Here is a 19664-nt window from a genome sequence, read left to right as displayed (position 1 = left end):
TCAATAAATTATTTATCTCCAAAGAGAATAGGTAGCGTGTTTAGAAGTTCATCTTGGCGAACTTCAATCATTTCGCCAGTTTTTCTGATTTTCACTTCAACGACACCTTCCGCTGCTTTTTTCCCTACTGTAATACGGATTGGTAAGCCAATTAAATCTGCGTCCGCAAATTTAACGCCCGCACGTTCAGCACGATCATCGATTAACACGCTAAAGCCAGCACCTTGTAGTGACGTATAAAGCGTTTCTGCAAAGGCAACTTGCTCTTCACTCTTCATGTTAACAGGAATTAAATGTAAATCAAATGGGCTAATTTGTTTATCCCATACAAAACCATTTTCATCATTCGATTGTTCCGCGATGGCAGATAGAATACGAGATACGCCGATTCCATAACAACCCATAATAATTGGTTGCGCACGGCCGTTTTCATCCAAAATTGTCGCATTCATCGCTTGGCTATATTTCGTTCCAAGTTTGAAAATATGACCAACTTCAATACCTTCTGCAAATTTGATTACGCCTTGACCATCAGGAGATAAATCGCCTACTTGGATCATACGTAAATCAAAATAGCTAGTTACAGTAAAATCACGATCCGGATTCACATTGATATAGTGGAAACCATCTTCGTTTGCGCCAGCTACCGCGTTGACGATATCTTTAACAGCATTATCCGCAAATACACGTGTATTTTCAGGAACGCCGATTGGCCCTAGTGAACCAAAGTTTGCTCCTAGTAGTTCGACTGCAACAGCTGGGTCTACTAATTCTACATTGGTTGCATCTAATGCATTTTTGATTTTAATATCATTTACTTCATGGTCACCGCGAACGAGTACCATAATGACTTCTTCATCTACTTGATAAAGCATCGACTTCATCGTTTTTTCAATTGGAACTTCTAAAAACTCAACAATATCTCCAATTGATTTTTGATCAGGAGTGGCAACTTTTTCTAAGTCTTTCTCTAACTCATGCGATTTTTTCTCCATATATAAAACTGGAGCCATTTCTGTGTTAGCTGCATAATCGGAAGCATCACTATAAGCAATCGTATCTTCACCAATATCAGATAACGCCATAAATTCTTTTGATTCATTTCCGCCAATAGAACCAGAATCCGCAATAACAGAACGGAATTCAAGACCACAACGAGTAAAGATATTCGAATAAGCTTGGTGCATCAGGTTATACACTTCATCCAAACTTTCACTTGTTGCATGGAAAGAATAAGCATCTTTCATAATGAATTCGCGACCGCGTAATAAACCAAAGCGTGGGCGTTTTTCATCGCGGAATTTCGTTTGAATTTGGTATAAAGTAAGTGGCAAGCGTTTATATGATTTAACTTCATCACGTAAAAGTGCCGTAATAACTTCCTCATGTGTTGGTCCAAGCGCAAAGTCACGAGAAGCACGGTCTTTTAGACGCATCAATTCTGGGCCGTAATCATTCCAACGACCAGATTCTTGCCAAAGCTCCGCAGGTTGAAGTGCAGGCATTAATAATTCTGCCGCACCAATTGCTTCTAATTCTTCACGGATAATTGTTTCGATTTTTCGTAACATTAATGTTGCAAGTGGTAAATAACTATAAATCCCACTAGCCGTTTGTCTTATAAAACCAGCGCGAAGAAGTAATTGGTGACTCTTTACTTCTGCATCAGCTGGAACTTCTTTTAATGTTGGTATAAATGTCATCGTTTGACGCATTTAAAACACCCCTTTTTCCCTTTATTAGTCTTTCTCTTTTTAGAAAAATGCTCGTTGAATATCGTTCCATGTCACAAGAATCATCAGAACCATCAAAAGTGCAAATCCAGCAAAATGGATAATGCCTTCTTTTTTAGGATCGATTGGTTTACCACGAACGAGTTCATATAAGAAGAACATCAAACGTCCACCATCAAGTGCTGGTAACGGTAGCAAGTTAACAATTCCTAGGTTAATACTTAAAACAGCTGTCCAGTTCAGTACAGTCATAAAGCCATATTGAACGACTTGTTGTGTACTTGTGTAAATCCCCACTGGGCCATTTAGCATATCAAGTGAAAATCCACCTGTAAACATATTTCCAAGAATCGTAAATATTTGAACGATCCAATTCCATGTTTGCGTAAATCCGTTGGTTATTTTAGCAGTAAATGAAGTATCCATCGGCGTTTCTACCCCGATTTTCCCCACTTTTTTACCATTTTCTTCTTGTGTTGCTGGTTTTACATCAATATCTTGCGTTTTTCCATCGCGGTCCACTTTGAAATCAAGTGTTTTTCCCGGGTTTTCTGAAACGCTTTGCACAATATCTGTCCAAGATTTCATGTCTTTTCCGTTGATAGAAAGAACCTCGTCCCCTTTTTTCAGACCAGCTTCTGCAGCAGCCCCGTCCGGCAGAACATTTCCAAGCGTATTGTCCGAGCTCGGAACGCCTCCTTGAACAAAAGCTAATGCAGTAAAAATTAAAATAGCTAGAATAAAGTTAAAAAGTGGTCCAGCAAAAATAGTCATTGCCCGATTCCCTAATGATTTTGCATTAAAAGAACGGTCAAACGGCGTAATCATTGTTTCAATCTTACCATCAATAACAAGCGCGTCACGCTCTACTTGATAACGGACTTTTTTCGTATCGTCGTAGTCTTCGTAACCTTCGATGAAAAGCTCTTTCTCTAAATCACAGAGCGATACTTCGATAGGTTGCGCGTTGACGTATTGATCTTTACCATTAACGATAATTTTGCTAACTGTTTCTTCTGGAGTTAATTCAAGCCCTACTCGGTAACCAGGTTTTAGCTCAATTTCTTCGCCATCTTCCCCAGCCATCCGAACATAACCACCAATCGGCAGCAAGCGAATCGTATATTGTGTTTCTTTTTTACGATAAGCAAAAATTTTCGGTCCAAACCCAATTGAAAAATCTTTTACCATAATGCCAGCACGTTTCGCAAAAAGGAAATGTCCTAGTTCATGGAAAAATACAATCAGTCCGAATACGAAAATAAAAGCAATAATAGTTGTCAAAATAGCTTCACCTCTATAAAAGTGTCTTTACATACGCGCGTGTTTCTTGATCAACTTGTAGAATGGTGTCCAAGTCAGGGTCAGAAATGCTAGTATGACGGTTCATTGCGTTTTCAACAAGCGCTTCGATATTATAAAAAGCCACCTGTCCATTTAAAAAGCCAGCAACAGCAATTTCATTTGCCGCATTTAAAACTGTCGGCATTGTTCCACCTATTTTACCAGCATTATACGCGAGTTTCAATGCCGGAAATCTTTCATAATCCACTTTTTCAAAATGAAGTGCGGAAAAATCGGTAATCCGGAATTCTTTTTCATACGGTATAAAGAGTCTATCAGGATAGGTTAAAGCATATTGAATCGGCATCCGCATGTCTGGCGTACCAAGTTGCGCAATGAAACTTCCATCCACAAACTGTACCATCGAATGAATAATACTTTCGCGCTGAATAACTACTTCAATATCATCATAACTTACCCCAAACAGCCAGTGCGCTTCCATTACTTCTAAGCCTTTATTGAACATCGTTGCGGAATCAATCGTTAATTTGTTTCCCATGTTCCAATTCGGATGTTTTAAAGCCTCTTTCACTGTAACTTCGCTTAGTTGTTCCCGCGTTTTATCACGGAAACTCCCACCGCTCGCTGTCAAAACTAATTTCTCTATTCTTTCTGGATTTTCTCCGTTTAATGCTTGTAAAATAGCAGAATGTTCACTATCAACAGGTAATAGCGAAACGTTTTTTTCTTTCGCCGCACGCATCACTAAATGACCAGCAGTGACAAGTGTTTCCTTATTTGCAATCGCAATCGCTTTGCCCGCTTCAATCGCATCTAAAGTAGGTAGTAATCCAACGCTACCCATCACCGCGTTTAACAGCACATCACCGTCTAAATAGGTTGCCACTTCCCTAAGCCCTTCCAAACCGTTATAAAACTTCACATTTGGAAATTCTGCTTCTAGCGCCACACGATCTCGCGTATGCCAAACAGCAACCATTTTCGGCTTGAATTCTTGGATAATCGCTCTCCCCCGTTCCATATTACGCCCAAAACTAAGCGCAACAAGTTGAAATTTTTCCGGGTTTTCACGAATAATTGCTAGCGTTTGTGTTCCAATAGAACCAGTTGCACCTAGTAAAATAATTTTCTTCATTATCCCATCTCCAATTAAATAATTTGAAGTATATGTAGCAGAGGTAAAACGAATAACAAGCTGTCAAAACGGTCTAAAATACCACCGTGTCCAGGCAAGATTTTCCCAGAATCTTTTACACCATAGAAGCGTTTCAAAGCTGATTCGACCAAATCTCCAAGCTGTCCAAAAATAGATAGAAATACTAAAAGTGCTAAAACTAGCGCGATATTTCCTGGTAGTTCTGCAAAATAATAAAAACCACCTGCAAATACAAGCGCACAAATAATCCCGCCAACGAAACCTTCAACCGTCTTATTTGGGCTAACATTCGGAGCTAATTTGTGTTTTCCAATTGCTCTTCCAATAAAATAAGCCCCCGTATCGGTTGACCAAACAATAAGTAAAGCAAAGAGCACATACATTAATCCAGCTTCACGAGTAAGCGCCAAGTAATGGAAACCAAATCCTGTATAAAAAGCCGCAACCATACAAATCCCTACTTGATCAAAATGGAATTTGTTTCGCGAAAACACTGTATTCGCAAGTAAGAGCGCCATTAAAATAAAAATAACTTCCATTTCTGTAATATGAAGTGTACCTAAAAAGGCCAAATATCTATCTGGCACGACAACTAACCACATCAATAGTAATGTAATTATTCCATTCATCGAAAAAATTCGTTGCTTTGTCATTACAAGTACTTCATATAAAGCGATTGTTGCAAGTAAAATACTTAATAATTCAAATGGAATTCCCCCGTAGACAACGAATGGAATAAAAAATATAAGCGCAACAACTGCAGTAATAATTCTCGTTTTCAATCTTTTTTCCTCCCTAGAGCCCTCCGAAACGACGCGACCGGTTTTGATATTCAATAATCGCCTGTAAAAAATCTTCTTTGGAAAAATCAGGCCAATGTGTTTCTGTAAAATAAAACTCGCTATACGCAAGTTGCCAAAGCATAAAATTACTTAATCGTAACTCACCACTAGTACGAATTAACAAATCAGGATCGCCTAATCCACTACTCATCAAATGATCATTCAACAAGTCTTCCGTTAAGTCTTCTGATGACTTCCCTTCTCGAACTAACTCTTTCATTGCTTCTTTTGCAGCGGTGATGATTTCGGAACGTCCACCATAGTTAAGCGCAAAATTAAGCGTAAGCCCAGTACAATGCGCTGTATCAGCAATAGCTTTCTCAACAGCACGCATCGTATGATCAGGTAGATTTTCCCGGTACCCCATCACATTAACACGAACATTTTCTTCAATCAACTCTGGTACAAAAGAGTCAAAAAATTCTACAGGTAGTTTCATTAAAAAATCCACTTCATCTGTAGGTCGTTTCCAGTTTTCAGTTGAAAATGCATAGAGCGTTAGCACATCAATACCAATTGCATTCGCATAACGTGTCACGCGCTTCACGACATCCATACCTTCTTTATGCCCGGCAATTCTCGGTAAGAAACGTTTTTTTGCCCATCTTCCATTCCCGTCCATGATAATCGCAACATGGCGCGGAATTGGTAAATCTTCTGCAAGTTCACTATTTAATATATTTTCATCTTGTCGAAATAGCTTTTTAAACATCATAAATCCTCCAATTGATACACTTCTTAGAGCATGTCTATACCTATAATAACAAAAAAGAATCAATTAATGTACTAAAAATTCCATGTGAACAGATGAGATTTTCATGAGAGAGATGGAATTGCCCATTAAAAAACATTCCTAACCCAACACATATGGAAAGAATTAGGAATGTCACTTCAACTTAAAAGGTGTTTAACCCTATTTGTTACTATTTGAAAAGTATCAATTAAACTTCTAAGATTTCCGCTTCTTTGTCTTTCGTGATGTTATCGATATTCTTGATGCTTTCGTCCGTTAATTTTTGAACGTCTTCACCATAAGAACGCAAATCGTCTTCTGTTATATCGCCACTTTTTTCTAATTTTTTCAGTTCTTCATTAGCTTCACGACGAATGTTACGGACAGCAACTTTCGCTTCCTCCGCTTCTTTTTTCACTTCTTTAACTAACTCTTTACGACGTTCTTCCGTTAATTGTGGAATTGTTAAACGTAGCACAGATCCATCGTTATTTGGAGTCAAACCTAAGTCTGATTTCAAAATTGCTTTTTCGATTTCACCTAAAATAGTTTTATCATAAGGTGTAATAAGTAACATTCTAGCTTCTGGAACGCTGATAGAAGCCATTTGGTTAACTGGTGTAGCAGCTCCGTAATAATCTACAGATAAACGGTCAAGAAGTGATGCATTCGCACGTCCAGCGCGGATTGTACCTAATTGTCTTGTTAACGCTTGTTCTGCTTTTTCCATTTTTTCTTTGGATTTCGATAATACTTCTTTACTCATTATTTTTTCCCCCTAACAGTAGTTCCGATTTTTTCACCTAAAATAACGCGTTTAATATTGTTGCCTTGTTCTGTAAATGAGAAGACGATTAATGGAATGTCATTGTCCATGCTTAGAGACGATGCAGTTGTATCCATAACTTCTAAACCTTCTTTAATCACATCAAGGTAAGATAGTTCTTCGTATTTTTTCGCATTTTCATCTAGTTTTGGATCGGCATTGTAGACACCATCCACATTGTTTTTCGCCATTAAGATAACATCAGCTTCGATTTCGGCTGCTCTAAGTGCTGCCGCTGTATCTGTGGAGAAGTACGGGTTACCTGTTCCACCTGCAAAGATAACGACGCGACCTTTTTCAAGATGACGAATCGCTTTACGACGAATGTACGGTTCCGCAATTTGACGCATATCAATGGAAGTTTGCACACGTGTTGCTACTCCGATATTTTCAAGGGAATCTTGTAAAGACAAGGAATTCATGATAGTCGCAAGCATACCCATTTGGTCAGCTGCTGCACGGTCCATTCCCATTTCACTACCAAGTTTACCGCGCCAGATATTTCCGCCGCCAACAACGATAGCTACCTCTACTCCTAATTCTACTACTTCTTTGATTTGAGCAGAAATCAAATTGACCACGCTCGGGTTAATTCCAAAGCCATCATTTCCGGCAAGTGCTTCACCGCTTAATTTTAATACAACTCGTTTATAATCTGGGGTATCCATAATAGCCTCCAATTTCATATTCTATTCATAGATAGAAGAGTTTTCCATCCACCATTATCTATTCTACTAAAAAGCTGGCTATTACAAAAGTGTTTTCTACCAAAAAATAAAAAAACATTTAAAAATATAAATAAAACTACCCCAATTTCAAATTTTTCTCCCGCTATTTAAAGGATATTACCTTATACACCAACATAATTTGTGATAAAATAAACGCATAAATAGATAAAAATAAACTAAAATGACAAAATACATAGGAGTATTCGATTTAAATGGTAAAATGGCACAAAATTTATATATATAGCGAACGTGTAGAACAATGGGACAAACAAACCATTATTGAAATGCCTTCAAAAAGTGAATTTCAAGGTTATTTTTTCTTGCTCCCGAAAAAAATGGTATTTTCTATTTCACCTGAGTACAGTTATTTCTATTTTCCAGACACGTGGAACTTCTTTCTAAAAAAACATACCGAAAAAAAAGAAATTAGTGCCGCGAAAATGTTACTCCTTTTCAAGCAAGAAAGCGAAGCGATAATGCAATTTTTCCAAACAAAAAAAGTAAATGAAAGCATTATTAAAGTTCGCACACATATCCCTAAAAAAATAGAAAAAGATGTGATAATTCAACATGACCTTATTAGATAATCAAAAACAAGCTCTACAAAAACTTAAAAAATATAAAGTTGGCGCATTATTTATGCGACCCGGCAGTGGGAAAACGCGTGTAGCTTGCGAATTAATCAGTGATGTGAAACCAGATTATGTTTTATGGATTACCCCCTTCCAAACCAAAGAGAACCTCGCAGCCGAAATACGCAAATGGGGTTATGATTTTCCGCAAGAAATTATCGGTATCGAATCCCTCTCAAACTCAGATCGTTTATATCTCTATTGTCGAGAAAAACTCAAAAAATCAACTAATAGCTACATTATAATGGATGAAAGTTTAAAAATTAAAAATATCCATGCGCTTCGAACACAGCGAGCCATCAAACTTTCCCGCTTTGCAAAGTACAAGTTAATTATGAATGGAACTCCACTCAGTCGAAATATTTTAGATTTATGGTCTCAACTAGAATTTTTATCCCCCAAAATATTAAATCTAAGTTTTTCGCAGTTCAAAAAGACATTTTGTGAATATGTAACAATTACACAACTAACGCAAACGAAGCAGCAATCGATGGACATCATTAAAAAATATCATAATTTAGATTATCTCTATGAATTAATCTCCCCTTTTATTTTTAGTTCTTCACATGAATTAGCAATCAAATGGCATTATATTCGCCATGATTTTTCCATCGATGAAGCGTTTTTAAAGCAATATTACGAAATTAAAGATGATTATCTCCAAAAAGCAGCGGCATACACCATAAATATTAACTTTTTAGAAATGTCCCAAGTAATGCAACATTGTTATTGCCTCTCCTCTGAAAAGTTCACTATTACCGAATCTCTAGTAGCCGGAAAAGAAGAAACAACCATTATTTTTTGTAAATATAAACGTTCAGAAGAAGCCTTACAAAAAGCATTTCCTAATGTCAAAATTACTACTTTCGCCAAATCTTCTTATGGACTCAATTTACAATTTTATAACCAAATTATTTACTTCGATAAAACATTTGATTATTCACAGCGCGACCAATCCGAAAGACGTATTTACCGAACAGGCCAAACGCAAGACTGCTACTACCATGATTTAAGCGGAAACGTCGGCCTCGACTCCCTTATCGACACAAATATTTCTAAAAAAACGAACCTATTGCAAGAATTCAAAAAAGAGCTCTCACAAAAAAATTCTTTTGAGGTGATAATGGATGCTTTCTAAGACAGTCTTTGATGCTTCCCAAGAAAGAATGGAAGTAATTTTTTCCGAGTTTGATAATATCATCGTCTCCTTTTCAGGTGGTAAAGATAGCGGGGTCATGCTCCACCTTTTGATTGATTATATGCGTAAAAATAATATTCGCAGGAAAGTTTATGTTTACCATTTGGATTATGAAGGCCAGTACTCTGCCACGACTGATTTTGTTACAGAAATGCTAACTTCTAATTTAGATATTATCGAACCACTTTGGTGTTGCCTCCCTATCGCAGCACAATCAGCTGTATCGATGTTCACGGATCACTGGAAACCATGGGAAAAGTCCAAGCAAGCTATTTGGGTAAGAGAAATGCCTACTTTTCCGCACGTGATTAATGAAGATAACGCCCCATTCGATTTTGATTTTGAAAATCTTTGGGATTACGAATTTAATAAAAAAATCATTCAATGGCTACATACTAAAAACAACGCCAAAAAAACGATCGCTTTAATTGGCATTCGTCAGCAAGAATCGCTAAATCGCTATAATGCTATTCATAAAAAAGAGCGCATGTATCAAGCATACAATTGGACTACCGAAATCTCCAAAAATATCTTTAATGCCTATCCCATCCACGACTGGCATGTAGAAGATGTTTGGGTTGCAAATGCTAAATTCAATTGGTCTTACAATAAAATTTATGACTTATTTTACCAAGCCGGCCTAACCGTCCACGATATGCGTGTTGCAAGCCCTTTTAACGATTCCGCAAAAGAAAGTCTTAAACTATATCGCGTTATTGAACCAGATCTTTGGTCCAAGCTCGTCGGCAGAGTAAATGGCGCTAATTTTACTGCGATATACGGCGGTACTTCCGCAATGGCTTGGAAAGAAATTAAACTACCGGAAAATCACACGTGGAAATCATATTTAGAATTCCTACTGACCACCCTACCAAGCTACACAAGAGAACGTTATTTAAAAAAATTTAAAACGAGCATCACCTACTGGACCGAAAAAGGTGGTGCCTTAAAAGTAGAAACAGTGGAAGAATTAAAAAATTTAGATGTCCAAGCAGATTTCCTCGGCACACCAAAAAGCAATCGCGTCTATACAAACCCAATGGAAATCGTTCGTTTTAAAGAATATCCTGACGACCTAAAAATCAAAGAATTCGCCAGTGTCCCTACATATAAACGAATGTGTATCGCCATTTTAAAAAATGATTATACCTGCAAATATATGGGATTCGGTCAAACAAAATTAGAATTAGAGAAACGAAAAAACGCATTAGAGAAATATAATAATATTTTATGAGGTGATAAAATGAATTATAAAAGCCCGGTATATAGTGTCACACCCATTCACTACTCGAAACTTCAAGCAAATAATTATAATCCCAATACCGTTCCCGCCGTCGAATTAAAACTACTTGAAAAATCAATTTGGGAAGACGGTTTTACCCAACCAATTGTCTGCTATCCCTTGGAAAACACAGATAAATATGAAATAATAGACGGGTTTCATCGGTACACAATTATGACTACCTCAAAACGGATACGCGAACGGGAAAATGAATTTCTTCCGGTTGTCATTTTAGAAAAAGATACCGTAAACCGGATGGCATCGACTATTCGCCATAATCGAGCACGCGGATATCATAATGTCGAATTAATGTCGAATATAGTTAGCGAACTAACAGATAGCGGCATGTCCGATAGTTGGATTATGAAAAATATTGGAATGGATGCCAATGAAATCTTACGCTTAAAACAAGTGAGCGGCCTTGCTCACCTCTTCTTAGATAAAGAATTCAGCCAAGCATCTGATTAATTTAAGAAAAGAGGAACAAACATGAAAGAAAATAAATATGATGACAAACAATTTTTCGAACAATATAGCCAAATGCCCCGTTCCAAAGAAGGGCTAAAAGCAGCCGGAGAATGGCATGAATTTAAAAAGCTACTCCCTGATTTTCATCAAAAAGTAGTACTTGATTTAGGTTGCGGATTTGGTTGGCACTGCATTTACGCAGCTGAGCACGGTGCAAAAAAAGTTCTTGGCATCGATTTATCCGAACGAATGTTAGCCGAAGCAAAACAAAAGACAACCTCATCCGTAGTCCATTATGAGCAAAAAGCAATGGAAGATATCGACATCGAACCAGAAACTTACGATATCATCCTTAGCTCCCTTGCGCTTCATTATGTCGCTTCTTTTAACGACATCTGTCAAAAAGTTCACACTAACTTAAAAACGGGCGGCTCCTTTATTTTCTCTGTAGAGCATCCGGTATTTACAGCGGATGGTCGCCAAGATTGGTATACAGATGAAGCTGGCAACAAATTACACTGGCCCGTCGACCGTTATTTCACCGAATCGATACGCACAAGTCATTTTCTAGGTGAAGATGTCCAAAAATATCATCGCACCCTCACCACCTATATCCAAACACTGCTAAAAAACGGCTTCCAAATTAACAGCGTCATCGAACCAGAACCAGCTCCCGAGTTAAAAGATTTGCCAGAAATGCAAGATGAATACCGCCGTCCGATGATGTTAATTATATCTGCAACTAAAAACTAATAAAAAAGCCCCTTCTACTTGGATAGAAGGGGCTTTACTTTGTTAAAAAGATTATTTCTTAGCTTTTTTTGGTTTTTCTTTTTCTTGCTGTTTGTTCATTGCGCTCATCATTTGATTGATTTTCTTTTGTGATGGTTTTTGACCCATTTGCGCCATCATCATTTGTAACATTTGTTCGTTAATTGGCGGATTGTTTTTTAAATAGCTCATCATGTAACGTCTTGCAATAAAGAATCCTCCCGCAAGACCAGCTAGTAAACAAATAATGCCGACAAGAATGTAAATCCACATAGTCTCTTTTCTCCTCCTTGAAACAAAATCCTCTTTTATTGTACTTGATTTATATTAAACAGACAATACTTTTCAAGAAATCATATCATCTAGATCAATTTATCAATAAAAGCTGCAAACAACCTCGTAATTATAACATTAATGGCACCACTGCGCAATCTATAAAAGCATAAAAAAACAGACCGCGCTAGAAAAACTAGCAACGGTCTGATTGTTTAATTAAAGTGATTTTACTGTATTAACAACGTTTTCTACAGTAAAGCCATAATTCTTAATTACTGTTTCGCCTGGAGCAGAAGCACCAAATTTGTCGATTCCAATAACTTTTCCATCTAAACCAACATAGCGTTCCCATCCAAAGCTAGCGCCCATTTCTACTGCTACACGTTTTCTAACAGCATTTGGTAGAACACTTTCTTTGTACTCCGCAGATTGTTGTTCAAATAGATCAAATGATGGCACACTTACAACCGATACATCTGTTCCTTGTGCTTGAAGTTCTTTTTGCGCTTCCACAGCTAAGTTAACTTCGGAACCACTTGCAAGGATGATTGCTTCTGGTACATCACCTTTCGCCGGAGAGATAACATAAGCACCTTTTTTAACGCCTTCTGCAGTTAATTTAGCAGAATTTGGTAAAGTTGGTAGACCTTGACGAGTAAGCACAAGTACGTGTGGTGTGGATGTAGATGTGATCGCTAGTTTCCAAGCTTCCACAACTTCATTTCCATCAGCCGGACGGATAACAGAAAGTCCTGGCATTGCACGTAAGCTTGCAAGTTGTTCGACTGGCTCATGTGTCGGGCCATCTTCTCCTACTGCAATACTGTCATGTGTCATAACATATGTTACAGGTAAATGTTGGATAGCGGATAAACGAATTGCTGCACGCACATAGTCAGAGAATACGAAGAATGTTCCACCGTATACTTGAAGACCACCATGAAGTGCCATACCATTTAACGCTGCACCCATTGCAAATTCACGAACACCAAACCAAATATTTCTTTCACCTGGAGTTGCTTTTGTAAATTCACCATCTGTCTTGATTGTTGTATTATTAGAACCAGCAAGGTCAGCTGATCCACCAAAAATAGTTGGAATTTTTCCAGCTAATGCATTGATAACTTCTCCACTTGAAGCACGGCTAGCAAGTGCTTTGGAATCATCATACACTGGCAAATCGGCATCCCAATCAGCAGGTAATTTATGGTTTAAGCTATCTTCTAATTGTTGTGCAAGTTCTGGGTATTTTGCTTTATAAGAAGCAAATAATTCATTCCACTCAGCTTCTGCTTTTTCGCCACGTTCGCCAATTGTTTCTTTGAAACGAGCAGTAACTTCTTCTGGAACAAAGAATTTTTCTTCGTAGTTCCATCCGTAAGCTTTTTTCGCTGCCAAAATGCCTTCATCACCTAGCGGAGCACCATGCACTTTGCTAGTACCTTCATTAGGAGCACCGAAACCAATGACTGTTTTCACTTCGATCATTGTTGGTTGTGAAGTATTTTGTTTCGCTTTTTCAATTGCAGCTAGAATTTCAGCTGTATCATTACCATCTTTTACTAATAAATGCTCCCAACCATAAGCTTCAAAGCGTTGTTTTACATTTTCAGAGAAAGATTTGTCTAAATCACCATCTAGAGAAATATCATTGGAATCATATAAAACGACTAATCTCCCCAATTGTTGGTGACCTGCGTAAGAAGCCGCTTCAGAAGCAACACCTTCCATTAAGTCGCCATCTCCACATAATGCATAAGTATAATGGTCTACCACCGGGAAACCATCTTGATTATATTTTGCTTCCAAATGTCTTTCTGCCATAGCCATACCAACAGCCATCGCAATACCTTGACCAAGTGGACCAGTAGTTGCGTCAACACCATCCGTATAACGATATTCCGGGTGACCTGGCGTTTTACTTTCCCATTGACGGAAGTTTTTAAGATCTTCTAATTCTAATTTAAATCCACTTAAATGTAATAAACTATATAAAAGCATCGAACCATGTCCTGCAGAAAGTACAAAACGGTCTCGATTGAACCAATGTGAATTCTTAGGATTTGTTTTTAAAACGCGCGACCAAAGTGCATAAGCCATTGGTGCTGCTCCCATCGGTAATCCTGGATGACCAGAATTTGCTTTTTGAATTGCGTCCATTGATAAAGTACGAATTGTATTGACTGCTAAACTATCTGTGTTATCGAACAAATGAAACATCCTCTCTTCAATATAATTTTAACTACTTTTAATAATAAGCCTAAAAAACAATTAACACAACTAATAATTGCTTTAAATTGCTTAATTGATTGGTATTTTTGTTCATTTGCGCGAAAATGTTTATTTGGTACTAATTATTGGTTCTTGTTTTTTCTGAGTTGTTTTACTTTGTGCGGCGTTACATCTTTTCCATTAGGGTCAATAATTGTTGTATTCTCAATCGTGCCTTTCATGTGAGCACGAAATGATTTGATATACTCTTTGCGTAATTTATCTTGCTCTACTTTTTCTGCGGCAGTAAGAGTTCCCGCTTTTTTCTTTTTAGAAAGCTCATTAATACGATCTATTTTAGCTTTTTCTAGCATAGCACTTCATCCTTTTCTTCAAAATTATAAAAATAAGAAAGCAGCAAAATGCCACTTTCTACTATTGTATCATAAACGGTCACTAAAACGACCTTACTGGTTTGCTAATTGAATCGTGCTGTCACTCTTTAACAACTTTGTTTTGTGGACTGGAATTACAACAGAATCCCCAGCTTCTACATGACCATCCGAAAGATTATTTTCTTTTTCTACCCAGGAAACAAAATCTGCTTTGGCCATGTCGCTCTTACCAGCATACTTGTCTGCTAGAGCCCATAACGAATCGCCTTCATTTACATTTACCTCTGAATAATCTTTTCCCCCGCCAACTACTGTGCACATTAAAATAATCCCCAGAACGATGCAAGTAAGTACAAATATGATAGAAACATAAAATTTATCCCAAATTAATTTCAAAGTCATTAATAATCCCTCCAAAAAGAATGTATGTTCGCTTTTCTATATTATAGAACAACTGTTCGTGTATGTCAATAAAAAACGAACCTTTGTTTGCATATTGGGTTTTCTTTTGCTATACTTGAATTATAAAATAACCATTAATTTAATGAGGTGAAACCATGAAAATATCTAAACGCCAACAAGATATATATGAATTTATTAAATCAGAAGTAAAAGAAAAAGGTTATCCACCTTCCGTACGGGAAATCGGTGAAGCTGTCGGTCTTGCTTCCAGCTCGACTGTTCATGGACATCTTGCTCGCCTTGAAGGTAAAGGCCTAATCAGACGTGACCCAACAAAGCCTCGTGCAATTGAAATATTATCTTTAGAAGATGAAGCAGAAACACCAAATGTAGTAAATATTCCTATTATCGGGAAAGTAACTGCCGGAATGCCCATCACAGCCATCGAAAACATTGATGAATATTTCCCACTACCAGAATACATGGCAGCTGGAGAAACCAACGTCTTTATGTTAGAAATTGACGGCGAAAGCATGATTAACGCCGGAATTCTTGACGGCGACAAAGTAATTGTTAGACAACAAAGTTCCGCAATAAATGGCGAAATCGTGGTTGCAATGACGGACGAAAACGAAGCAACCTGTAAACGATTCTATAAAGAAGCAAATCATTTTAGATTACAACCCGAGAATGATGCTTTAGAACCTATCCTTTTAAATAATGTGACGATTCTTGGAAAAGTAATCGGACTTTATCGAGATATCCGCTAAGGAACAGGTGGTTGTTAGCTTGATTTATTTTGAAACTGAACGACTTATCGCAAGAGATTATGTAGCAAGTGATTACCTTCCTTTTAGTCAAATGAACGCAGATGAAGAAGTGATGAAATACTTCCCAGCCCTATTAACTACAAAAGAAAGCAATGCACTGCTAGATAGGAATCAAAAAGAACTAACTTCCCTCGGATACGGCCTTTTTGCAATCGAAGAAAAAACTACTGGCGAATTTATTGGATTCACCGGATTTCATGAGGCTACGTTCGAAGCAGAATTTACACCTTGCATCGAAATTGGTTGGCGTTTAAAGAGCAGCGTGTGGAATCAAGGCTATGCAACAGAAGCCGCACTCGGCGCACTTGCATATGCGAACGAACACACCTCATTTGACGAAATATATAGTTTCACAGCAACCTTAAATAAGCCTTCAGAACAAGTGATGAAAAAAATCCATTTTACTAAGATAGCTACTTTCCAACACCCAGCTTTAGTAAATGGTGATCCGCTTAAACCACACGTTCTTTATAAGGCATAATAAAAATCCCTGTGCAAGTTGTGCACAGGGATTTTTTAGTTCCAAATTAACAATGAAATATAGAGACCTACGAGCGTAATAAATAATACTGGAATCGTTATTACAATTCCTATTTTAAAGTAGGATCCCCAGCTTATTTTTATGCCTTTCTGAGCTAACACATGTAGCCAAAGCAAGGTCGCAAGTGAACCAATCGGCGTTATTTTCGGGCCTAAGTCGGATCCAATAACGTTGGCATACACTAACGCTTCTTTCATCACTCCAGTAAAGGAAGTGTGATCAATAGCAAGCGCGTTTATCATCACGGTAGGCAAGTTGTTCATAACAGATGAAAGTAGCGCGGCGATAAAACCCATTCCGATAGTACCAGCAAATAATCCGAAATCGGCAACATAAGAAATAACTTCTGCTAATAAGTTGGTAATCCCTGCATTTTGCAAACCATACACCACCACATACATCCCCACAGAGAAAAACACAATATTCCAAGGCGCCCCTTTTAAAATGGATTTGGTGGAAACTGCATGACTCTTGGCACCAACTAATAAAAAGATAAACGCAACTAACAAAGCAATAAACGATACTGGAATTCCTAAAAAACTGCTCAAAAAATAGCCAGCTACAAGGATAACAAGTATCCCCCATGAAATACGAAACATTTTCTTATCTTTAAGCGCAGATGCTGGCTCTCGAATTCCGCTCGTATCATATTTTCTAGGTAACGCTTTTCGGAAATATATGTATAAAACAACAATACTCGCCACCAAGGAAAACACCGTTGGAATCCACATAATAAGCGCATACTGTGAAAAACTAATACCAAAGAAATCGGCCGAAACAATATTCACTAAATTACTAACTACTAACGGCAATGACGTTGTATCTGCAATAAATCCACTAGCAATTATAAATGGAAATACCTTTCTCTCATCAAAGTTCAGCGCCCGCACCATCGCTAAAACAATTGGTGTTAAAATCAAAGCCGCACCATCATTCGCAAAAAGCGCTGCAACTAAAGCACCCAAAATCGATATAAGCACAAACATCAACAAGCCGTTTCCATTTGCCAACCTTGCCATATGCAGGGCAGCCCACTCGAAAAATCCGATTTCATCCAAAATAAGTGAAATAATAATAATAGCAATAAACGCGAGTGTAGCATTCCAAACAATCCCTGTGACCGTTGCAACATCTGGCAAAGTAACTACGCCAAATAATAAAGCAAGTAACGCTCCACCACAAGCTGACCAGCCAATCGACAAGTTTTTCGGCTGCCAAATAACAAATAAAAGCGTTACTGCAAAAACTAAAATAGCTAAAGTAATTTGCATTTCTTCCCTTTTCCCTTCTTTTACTAACACATTTTTAAATATATGCCTCAATCAACCAAACATCAAACATTTGATTTTGGATTCCGCACAAAAAAAGCTCGTTTCCCTCCGATGAGGAAACGAGCTTTTGACAATTAATAGATTTCAAGATATTGTTCGCGTTCCCACGGATGAACCGCTGTACGGAACATATCGCACTCAATTGTTTTCGCTTCAATAAAGTGTTCGAAAATGTGTTCACCTAAACCGTCTTTAATAATCTCATCTTTTTCAAGTTCGATTAAAGCGTGGCCTAAGCTTTCTGGAAGGTCATAAATACCAGTCGCTTCACGTTCTTCTTCGTTCATGCCGTAAATGTTACGGTCAACTGGTGCTGGAGGAGTTAATTCATCTTTAATTCCAGATAAACCAGCTTTTAGTAAGACAGCCATTGCTAAATATGGATTAGCAGATGGATCAACACTACGTAATTCCAGACGAGTGCTTAGTCCGCGGGAGCTTGGAACACGTACAAGCGGGCTACGGTTTTTACCTGACCACGCAATGTAACAAGGTGCTTCATATCCAGGAACTAAACGCTTGAATGAATTGATAGTTGGGTTTGTAACAGCCGTATATCCACGAGCATGTTTTAACATTCCAGCTAAGAAGTGGTAAGCTGTTTGACTTAATTCAAGTTCGCCATTTTCATCGAAGAAAGCATTGCCGTCTTCATTAAATAATGACATATTGAAATGCATTCCAGAACCATTCACACCAAATAGTGGTTTTGGCATAAATGTCGCATGCAGACCATGTTTACGAGCGATTGTTTTAACTACTAATTTAAATGTTTGGATGCTATCACATGCTGTAATCGCATCTTCATATTTAAAGTCGATTTCGTGTTGCCCTGGTGCTACTTCATGGTGAGATGCTTCGATTTCAAAGCCCATCTCTTCTAATTCAAGCACGATATCACGGCGACAGTTTTCGCCTAGATCTGTTGGTGCTAAATCGAAGTAACCACCGCTATCATTTAATTCAAGTGTCGGACGACGATTTTCATCTAATTTGAATAGGAAGAATTCTGGCTCTGGTCCTAAGTTGAACTCCGTGAATCCTAGCTCTTCCATTTCTTTAAGTACACGTTTTAAGTTAGCACGCGGGTCTCCTGCAAAAGGTGTCATATCAGGATTATAAATATCACAAATCATTCTTGCAACTTTTCCTTTTTCAGCTGTCCAAGGGAATACTACCCAAGTGTCTAAATCTGGGAATAAATACATATCCGACTCTTCAATACGTACAAAGCCTTCAATGGAGGAACCATCAAACATGATTTTGTTATCTAGTGCTTTCTTTAGTTGGCTAACAGGAATTTCCACATTCTTAATTATTCCTAGAATATCCGTGAACTGTAAACGAATAAATTTTACATTTTGTTCATCTGCAAAGCGGAAAATGTCTTCTTTTGTATATTTTGCCATAATCTAAATTCCTCCTAAATAATCTAATTATATTAACTTCTAAATAAAGTAAATACCTCTTCTTGTCTTTTTAAAACCTTGGTAATTGTTGTTTCCCTGTCGCATCTTGCTTTACAAAGCGACCGGCTTGCTGCATTTCTTTTCTAAGTATTTTGCGGACATCATCATCTGTTAAAGGTTCTTTGGATTCTTTTTGCTGCATTTGATACATTTTCTTAATTCCCGCAATATTCAGACCATCATTCAAATAATCTTTTATCTCTAGCAGAACATCAATGTCTTGAAGTGAGTACAAACGGTGATTTCCTTGATTGCGTGCCGGATGGATTAATCCTTGGTCTTCATAGTAGCGAATTTGTCTAGCGGTGAGATCGGTTAGCTTCATCACAGGCCCAATTGGAAACAGCGGCATCGATCTCCGGATTTCCTTTTCACTCACGACAATTCCCCCTCAAAATGTAATTATTTTTTTGATGATAGTTGCATTATAATGTACGTCAGATGTTTTGTCAAATTTATGTAAGATAATCTAACATAACGAATAATCCCTTCTATACCAGGCTTTTCGACATAAAAAAACCGTGACTAATGAAAG

21 protein-coding genes are annotated in these 19664 nt (G+C 37.7%); 7 read left to right on the top strand and 14 right to left on the bottom strand.

What is annotated here, in order from left to right; translation table 11 throughout:
- Positions 1–8: 8 nt before the first annotated feature.
- The 7 genes from HCB49_RS05145 to pyrH all read right to left on the bottom strand — a co-directional run bounded on the left by HCB49_RS05145 (position 9) and on the right by pyrH (position 7263).
- Positions 9–1715, bottom strand: coding sequence for a proline--tRNA ligase (locus tag HCB49_RS05145; RefSeq protein WP_185391275.1), 1707 nt, complete (start codon positions 1713–1715; stop codon positions 9–11).
- A gap of 39 nt (positions 1716–1754) precedes the next feature.
- Complete coding sequence (rseP, locus tag HCB49_RS05140; RefSeq protein ID WP_185502162.1) at positions 1755–3017, bottom strand: RIP metalloprotease RseP; 1263 nt, start codon at positions 3015–3017, stop codon at positions 1755–1757.
- 13 nt (positions 3018–3030) lie between these two features.
- On the bottom strand, positions 3031–4173 hold the full coding sequence (locus HCB49_RS05135) for a 1-deoxy-D-xylulose-5-phosphate reductoisomerase (RefSeq protein ID WP_185604291.1): 1143 nt from the start codon (positions 4171–4173) through the stop codon (positions 3031–3033).
- Between the two features lie 14 nt (positions 4174–4187).
- Positions 4188–4976 (bottom strand): phosphatidate cytidylyltransferase, encoded by a 789-nt coding sequence (locus tag HCB49_RS05130; RefSeq protein WP_185479979.1) that lies wholly within the window; start codon positions 4974–4976, stop codon positions 4188–4190.
- A 13-nt stretch (positions 4977–4989) separates the two neighbouring features.
- The gene (gene uppS / locus HCB49_RS05125; protein ID WP_185399068.1) at positions 4990–5748 is read right to left on the bottom strand and encodes an undecaprenyl pyrophosphate synthase; all 759 of its coding nucleotides are present in this window, start codon (positions 5746–5748) and stop codon (positions 4990–4992) included.
- Between the two features lie 229 nt (positions 5749–5977).
- A complete protein-coding gene (gene frr / locus HCB49_RS05120; protein WP_185391270.1) occupies positions 5978–6535 on the bottom strand; it encodes a ribosome recycling factor in 558 nt (185 codons plus the stop codon).
- A complete protein-coding gene (gene pyrH / locus HCB49_RS05115) occupies positions 6535–7263 on the bottom strand; it encodes a UMP kinase (RefSeq protein ID WP_003723449.1) in 729 nt (242 codons plus the stop codon). Before pyrH ends, frr begins: the two co-directional genes overlap by 1 nt.
- Positions 7264–7535: 272 nt before the next feature.
- On the opposite strand from pyrH, the gene HCB49_RS05110 reads away from it, so the two are divergent.
- From HCB49_RS05110 to HCB49_RS05090, 5 genes are read left to right on the top strand one after another with little or no spacing between them, the layout of a single operon-like run.
- On the top strand, positions 7536–7910 hold the full coding sequence (locus HCB49_RS05110; protein ID WP_185479980.1) for a hypothetical protein: 375 nt from the start codon (positions 7536–7538) through the stop codon (positions 7908–7910).
- Positions 7894–9093 carry an SNF2-related protein gene (locus HCB49_RS05105; RefSeq protein WP_185604290.1) on the top strand — a complete coding sequence of 400 codons (1200 nt, stop codon included), beginning with the start codon at positions 7894–7896 and terminating at the stop codon, positions 9091–9093. The genes HCB49_RS05110 and HCB49_RS05105 overlap by 17 nt, the downstream gene beginning before the upstream one ends.
- Positions 9083–10387 carry a phosphoadenosine phosphosulfate reductase gene (locus tag HCB49_RS05100; protein WP_185604289.1) on the top strand — a complete coding sequence of 435 codons (1305 nt, stop codon included), beginning with the start codon at positions 9083–9085 and terminating at the stop codon, positions 10385–10387. Before HCB49_RS05105 ends, HCB49_RS05100 begins: the two co-directional genes overlap by 11 nt.
- A gap of 9 nt (positions 10388–10396) precedes the next feature.
- The gene (locus HCB49_RS05095) at positions 10397–10903 is read left to right on the top strand and encodes an IbrB-like domain-containing protein (RefSeq protein ID WP_185604288.1); all 507 of its coding nucleotides are present in this window, start codon (positions 10397–10399) and stop codon (positions 10901–10903) included.
- 21 nt (positions 10904–10924) lie between these two features.
- Complete coding sequence (locus tag HCB49_RS05090; protein ID WP_185604287.1) at positions 10925–11656, top strand: class I SAM-dependent methyltransferase; 732 nt, start codon at positions 10925–10927, stop codon at positions 11654–11656.
- A gap of 51 nt (positions 11657–11707) precedes the next feature.
- Here the strand turns inward: HCB49_RS05090 and HCB49_RS05085 are convergent, their stop codons facing one another.
- The 4 genes from HCB49_RS05085 to yneA all read right to left on the bottom strand — a co-directional run bounded on the left by HCB49_RS05085 (position 11708) and on the right by yneA (position 14958).
- Entirely contained in the window at positions 11708–11947 is a 240-nt protein-coding gene (locus HCB49_RS05085; protein ID WP_003723442.1) for a YneF family protein, read from the bottom strand.
- A gap of 219 nt (positions 11948–12166) precedes the next feature.
- Entirely contained in the window at positions 12167–14161 is a 1995-nt protein-coding gene (gene tkt, locus HCB49_RS05080; protein WP_185479985.1) for a transketolase, read from the bottom strand.
- A gap of 143 nt (positions 14162–14304) precedes the next feature.
- The gene (locus HCB49_RS05075; RefSeq protein WP_185604286.1) at positions 14305–14535 is read right to left on the bottom strand and encodes a DUF896 domain-containing protein; all 231 of its coding nucleotides are present in this window, start codon (positions 14533–14535) and stop codon (positions 14305–14307) included.
- A gap of 93 nt (positions 14536–14628) precedes the next feature.
- Positions 14629–14958, bottom strand: a complete 330-nt coding sequence (yneA, locus tag HCB49_RS05070; RefSeq protein WP_185395970.1) for a cell division suppressor protein YneA — start codon at positions 14956–14958, stop codon at positions 14629–14631.
- A gap of 155 nt (positions 14959–15113) precedes the next feature.
- On the opposite strand from yneA, the gene lexA reads away from it, so the two are divergent.
- Both lexA and HCB49_RS05060 read left to right on the top strand, forming a co-directional pair.
- A complete protein-coding gene (gene lexA, locus HCB49_RS05065; RefSeq protein ID WP_003723438.1) occupies positions 15114–15728 on the top strand; it encodes a transcriptional repressor LexA in 615 nt (204 codons plus the stop codon).
- Between the two features lie 19 nt (positions 15729–15747).
- A complete protein-coding gene (locus HCB49_RS05060) occupies positions 15748–16269 on the top strand; it encodes a GNAT family N-acetyltransferase (RefSeq protein WP_185604285.1) in 522 nt (173 codons plus the stop codon).
- Positions 16270–16304: 35 nt separating this feature from the next.
- On the opposite strand, the gene HCB49_RS05055 is transcribed toward HCB49_RS05060, so the two are convergent.
- From HCB49_RS05055 to HCB49_RS05045, 3 genes are all read right to left on the bottom strand, one after another.
- Positions 16305–17600 (bottom strand): arsenic transporter, encoded by a 1296-nt coding sequence (locus tag HCB49_RS05055; RefSeq protein ID WP_185604284.1) that lies wholly within the window; start codon positions 17598–17600, stop codon positions 16305–16307.
- A 134-nt stretch (positions 17601–17734) separates the two neighbouring features.
- Complete coding sequence (gene glnA, locus HCB49_RS05050; protein WP_185395973.1) at positions 17735–19069, bottom strand: type I glutamate--ammonia ligase; 1335 nt, start codon at positions 19067–19069, stop codon at positions 17735–17737.
- A gap of 70 nt (positions 19070–19139) precedes the next feature.
- Positions 19140–19508, bottom strand: coding sequence for a MerR family transcriptional regulator (locus tag HCB49_RS05045; protein WP_003719570.1), 369 nt, complete (start codon positions 19506–19508; stop codon positions 19140–19142).
- Positions 19509–19664: the final 156 nt, after the last annotated feature.

Source organism: Listeria cossartiae subsp. cayugensis, from assembly GCF_014229095.1.
Lineage (GTDB): Bacteria > Bacillota > Bacilli > Lactobacillales > Listeriaceae > Listeria > Listeria cayugensis.
Note: the sequence above shows the minus strand (reverse complement) of the source record. Positions and strands in the feature narration are given on the sequence as shown.

Coding starts and splice junctions, on each gene's coding strand:
- HCB49_RS05145 (WP_185391275.1), bottom strand. CDS start 1,715: ATGCGTCAAACGATGACATTTATACCAACATTAAAAGAAGTTCCAGCT.
- HCB49_RS05135 (WP_185604291.1), bottom strand. CDS start 4,173: ATGAAGAAAATTATTTTACTAGGTGCAACTGGTTCTATTGGAACACAA.
- uppS (WP_185399068.1), bottom strand. CDS start 5,748: ATGTTTAAAAAGCTATTTCGACAAGATGAAAATATATTAAATAGTGAA.
- frr (WP_185391270.1), bottom strand. CDS start 6,535: ATGAGTAAAGAAGTATTATCGAAATCCAAAGAAAAAATGGAAAAAGCA.
- pyrH (WP_003723449.1), bottom strand. CDS start 7,263: ATGGATACCCCAGATTATAAACGAGTTGTATTAAAATTAAGCGGTGAA.
- HCB49_RS05110 (WP_185479980.1), top strand. CDS start 7,536: ATGGTAAAATGGCACAAAATTTATATATATAGCGAACGTGTAGAACAA.
- HCB49_RS05105 (WP_185604290.1), top strand. CDS start 7,894: ATGACCTTATTAGATAATCAAAAACAAGCTCTACAAAAACTTAAAAAA.
- HCB49_RS05100 (WP_185604289.1), top strand. CDS start 9,083: ATGCTTTCTAAGACAGTCTTTGATGCTTCCCAAGAAAGAATGGAAGTA.
- HCB49_RS05095 (WP_185604288.1), top strand. CDS start 10,397: ATGAATTATAAAAGCCCGGTATATAGTGTCACACCCATTCACTACTCG.
- HCB49_RS05090 (WP_185604287.1), top strand. CDS start 10,925: ATGAAAGAAAATAAATATGATGACAAACAATTTTTCGAACAATATAGC.
- HCB49_RS05085 (WP_003723442.1), bottom strand. CDS start 11,947: ATGTGGATTTACATTCTTGTCGGCATTATTTGTTTACTAGCTGGTCTT.
- HCB49_RS05075 (WP_185604286.1), bottom strand. CDS start 14,535: ATGCTAGAAAAAGCTAAAATAGATCGTATTAATGAGCTTTCTAAAAAG.
- yneA (WP_185395970.1), bottom strand. CDS start 14,958: ATGACTTTGAAATTAATTTGGGATAAATTTTATGTTTCTATCATATTT.
- lexA (WP_003723438.1), top strand. CDS start 15,114: ATGAAAATATCTAAACGCCAACAAGATATATATGAATTTATTAAATCA.
- HCB49_RS05055 (WP_185604284.1), bottom strand. CDS start 17,600: ATGCAAATTACTTTAGCTATTTTAGTTTTTGCAGTAACGCTTTTATTT.
- glnA (WP_185395973.1), bottom strand. CDS start 19,069: ATGGCAAAATATACAAAAGAAGACATTTTCCGCTTTGCAGATGAACAA.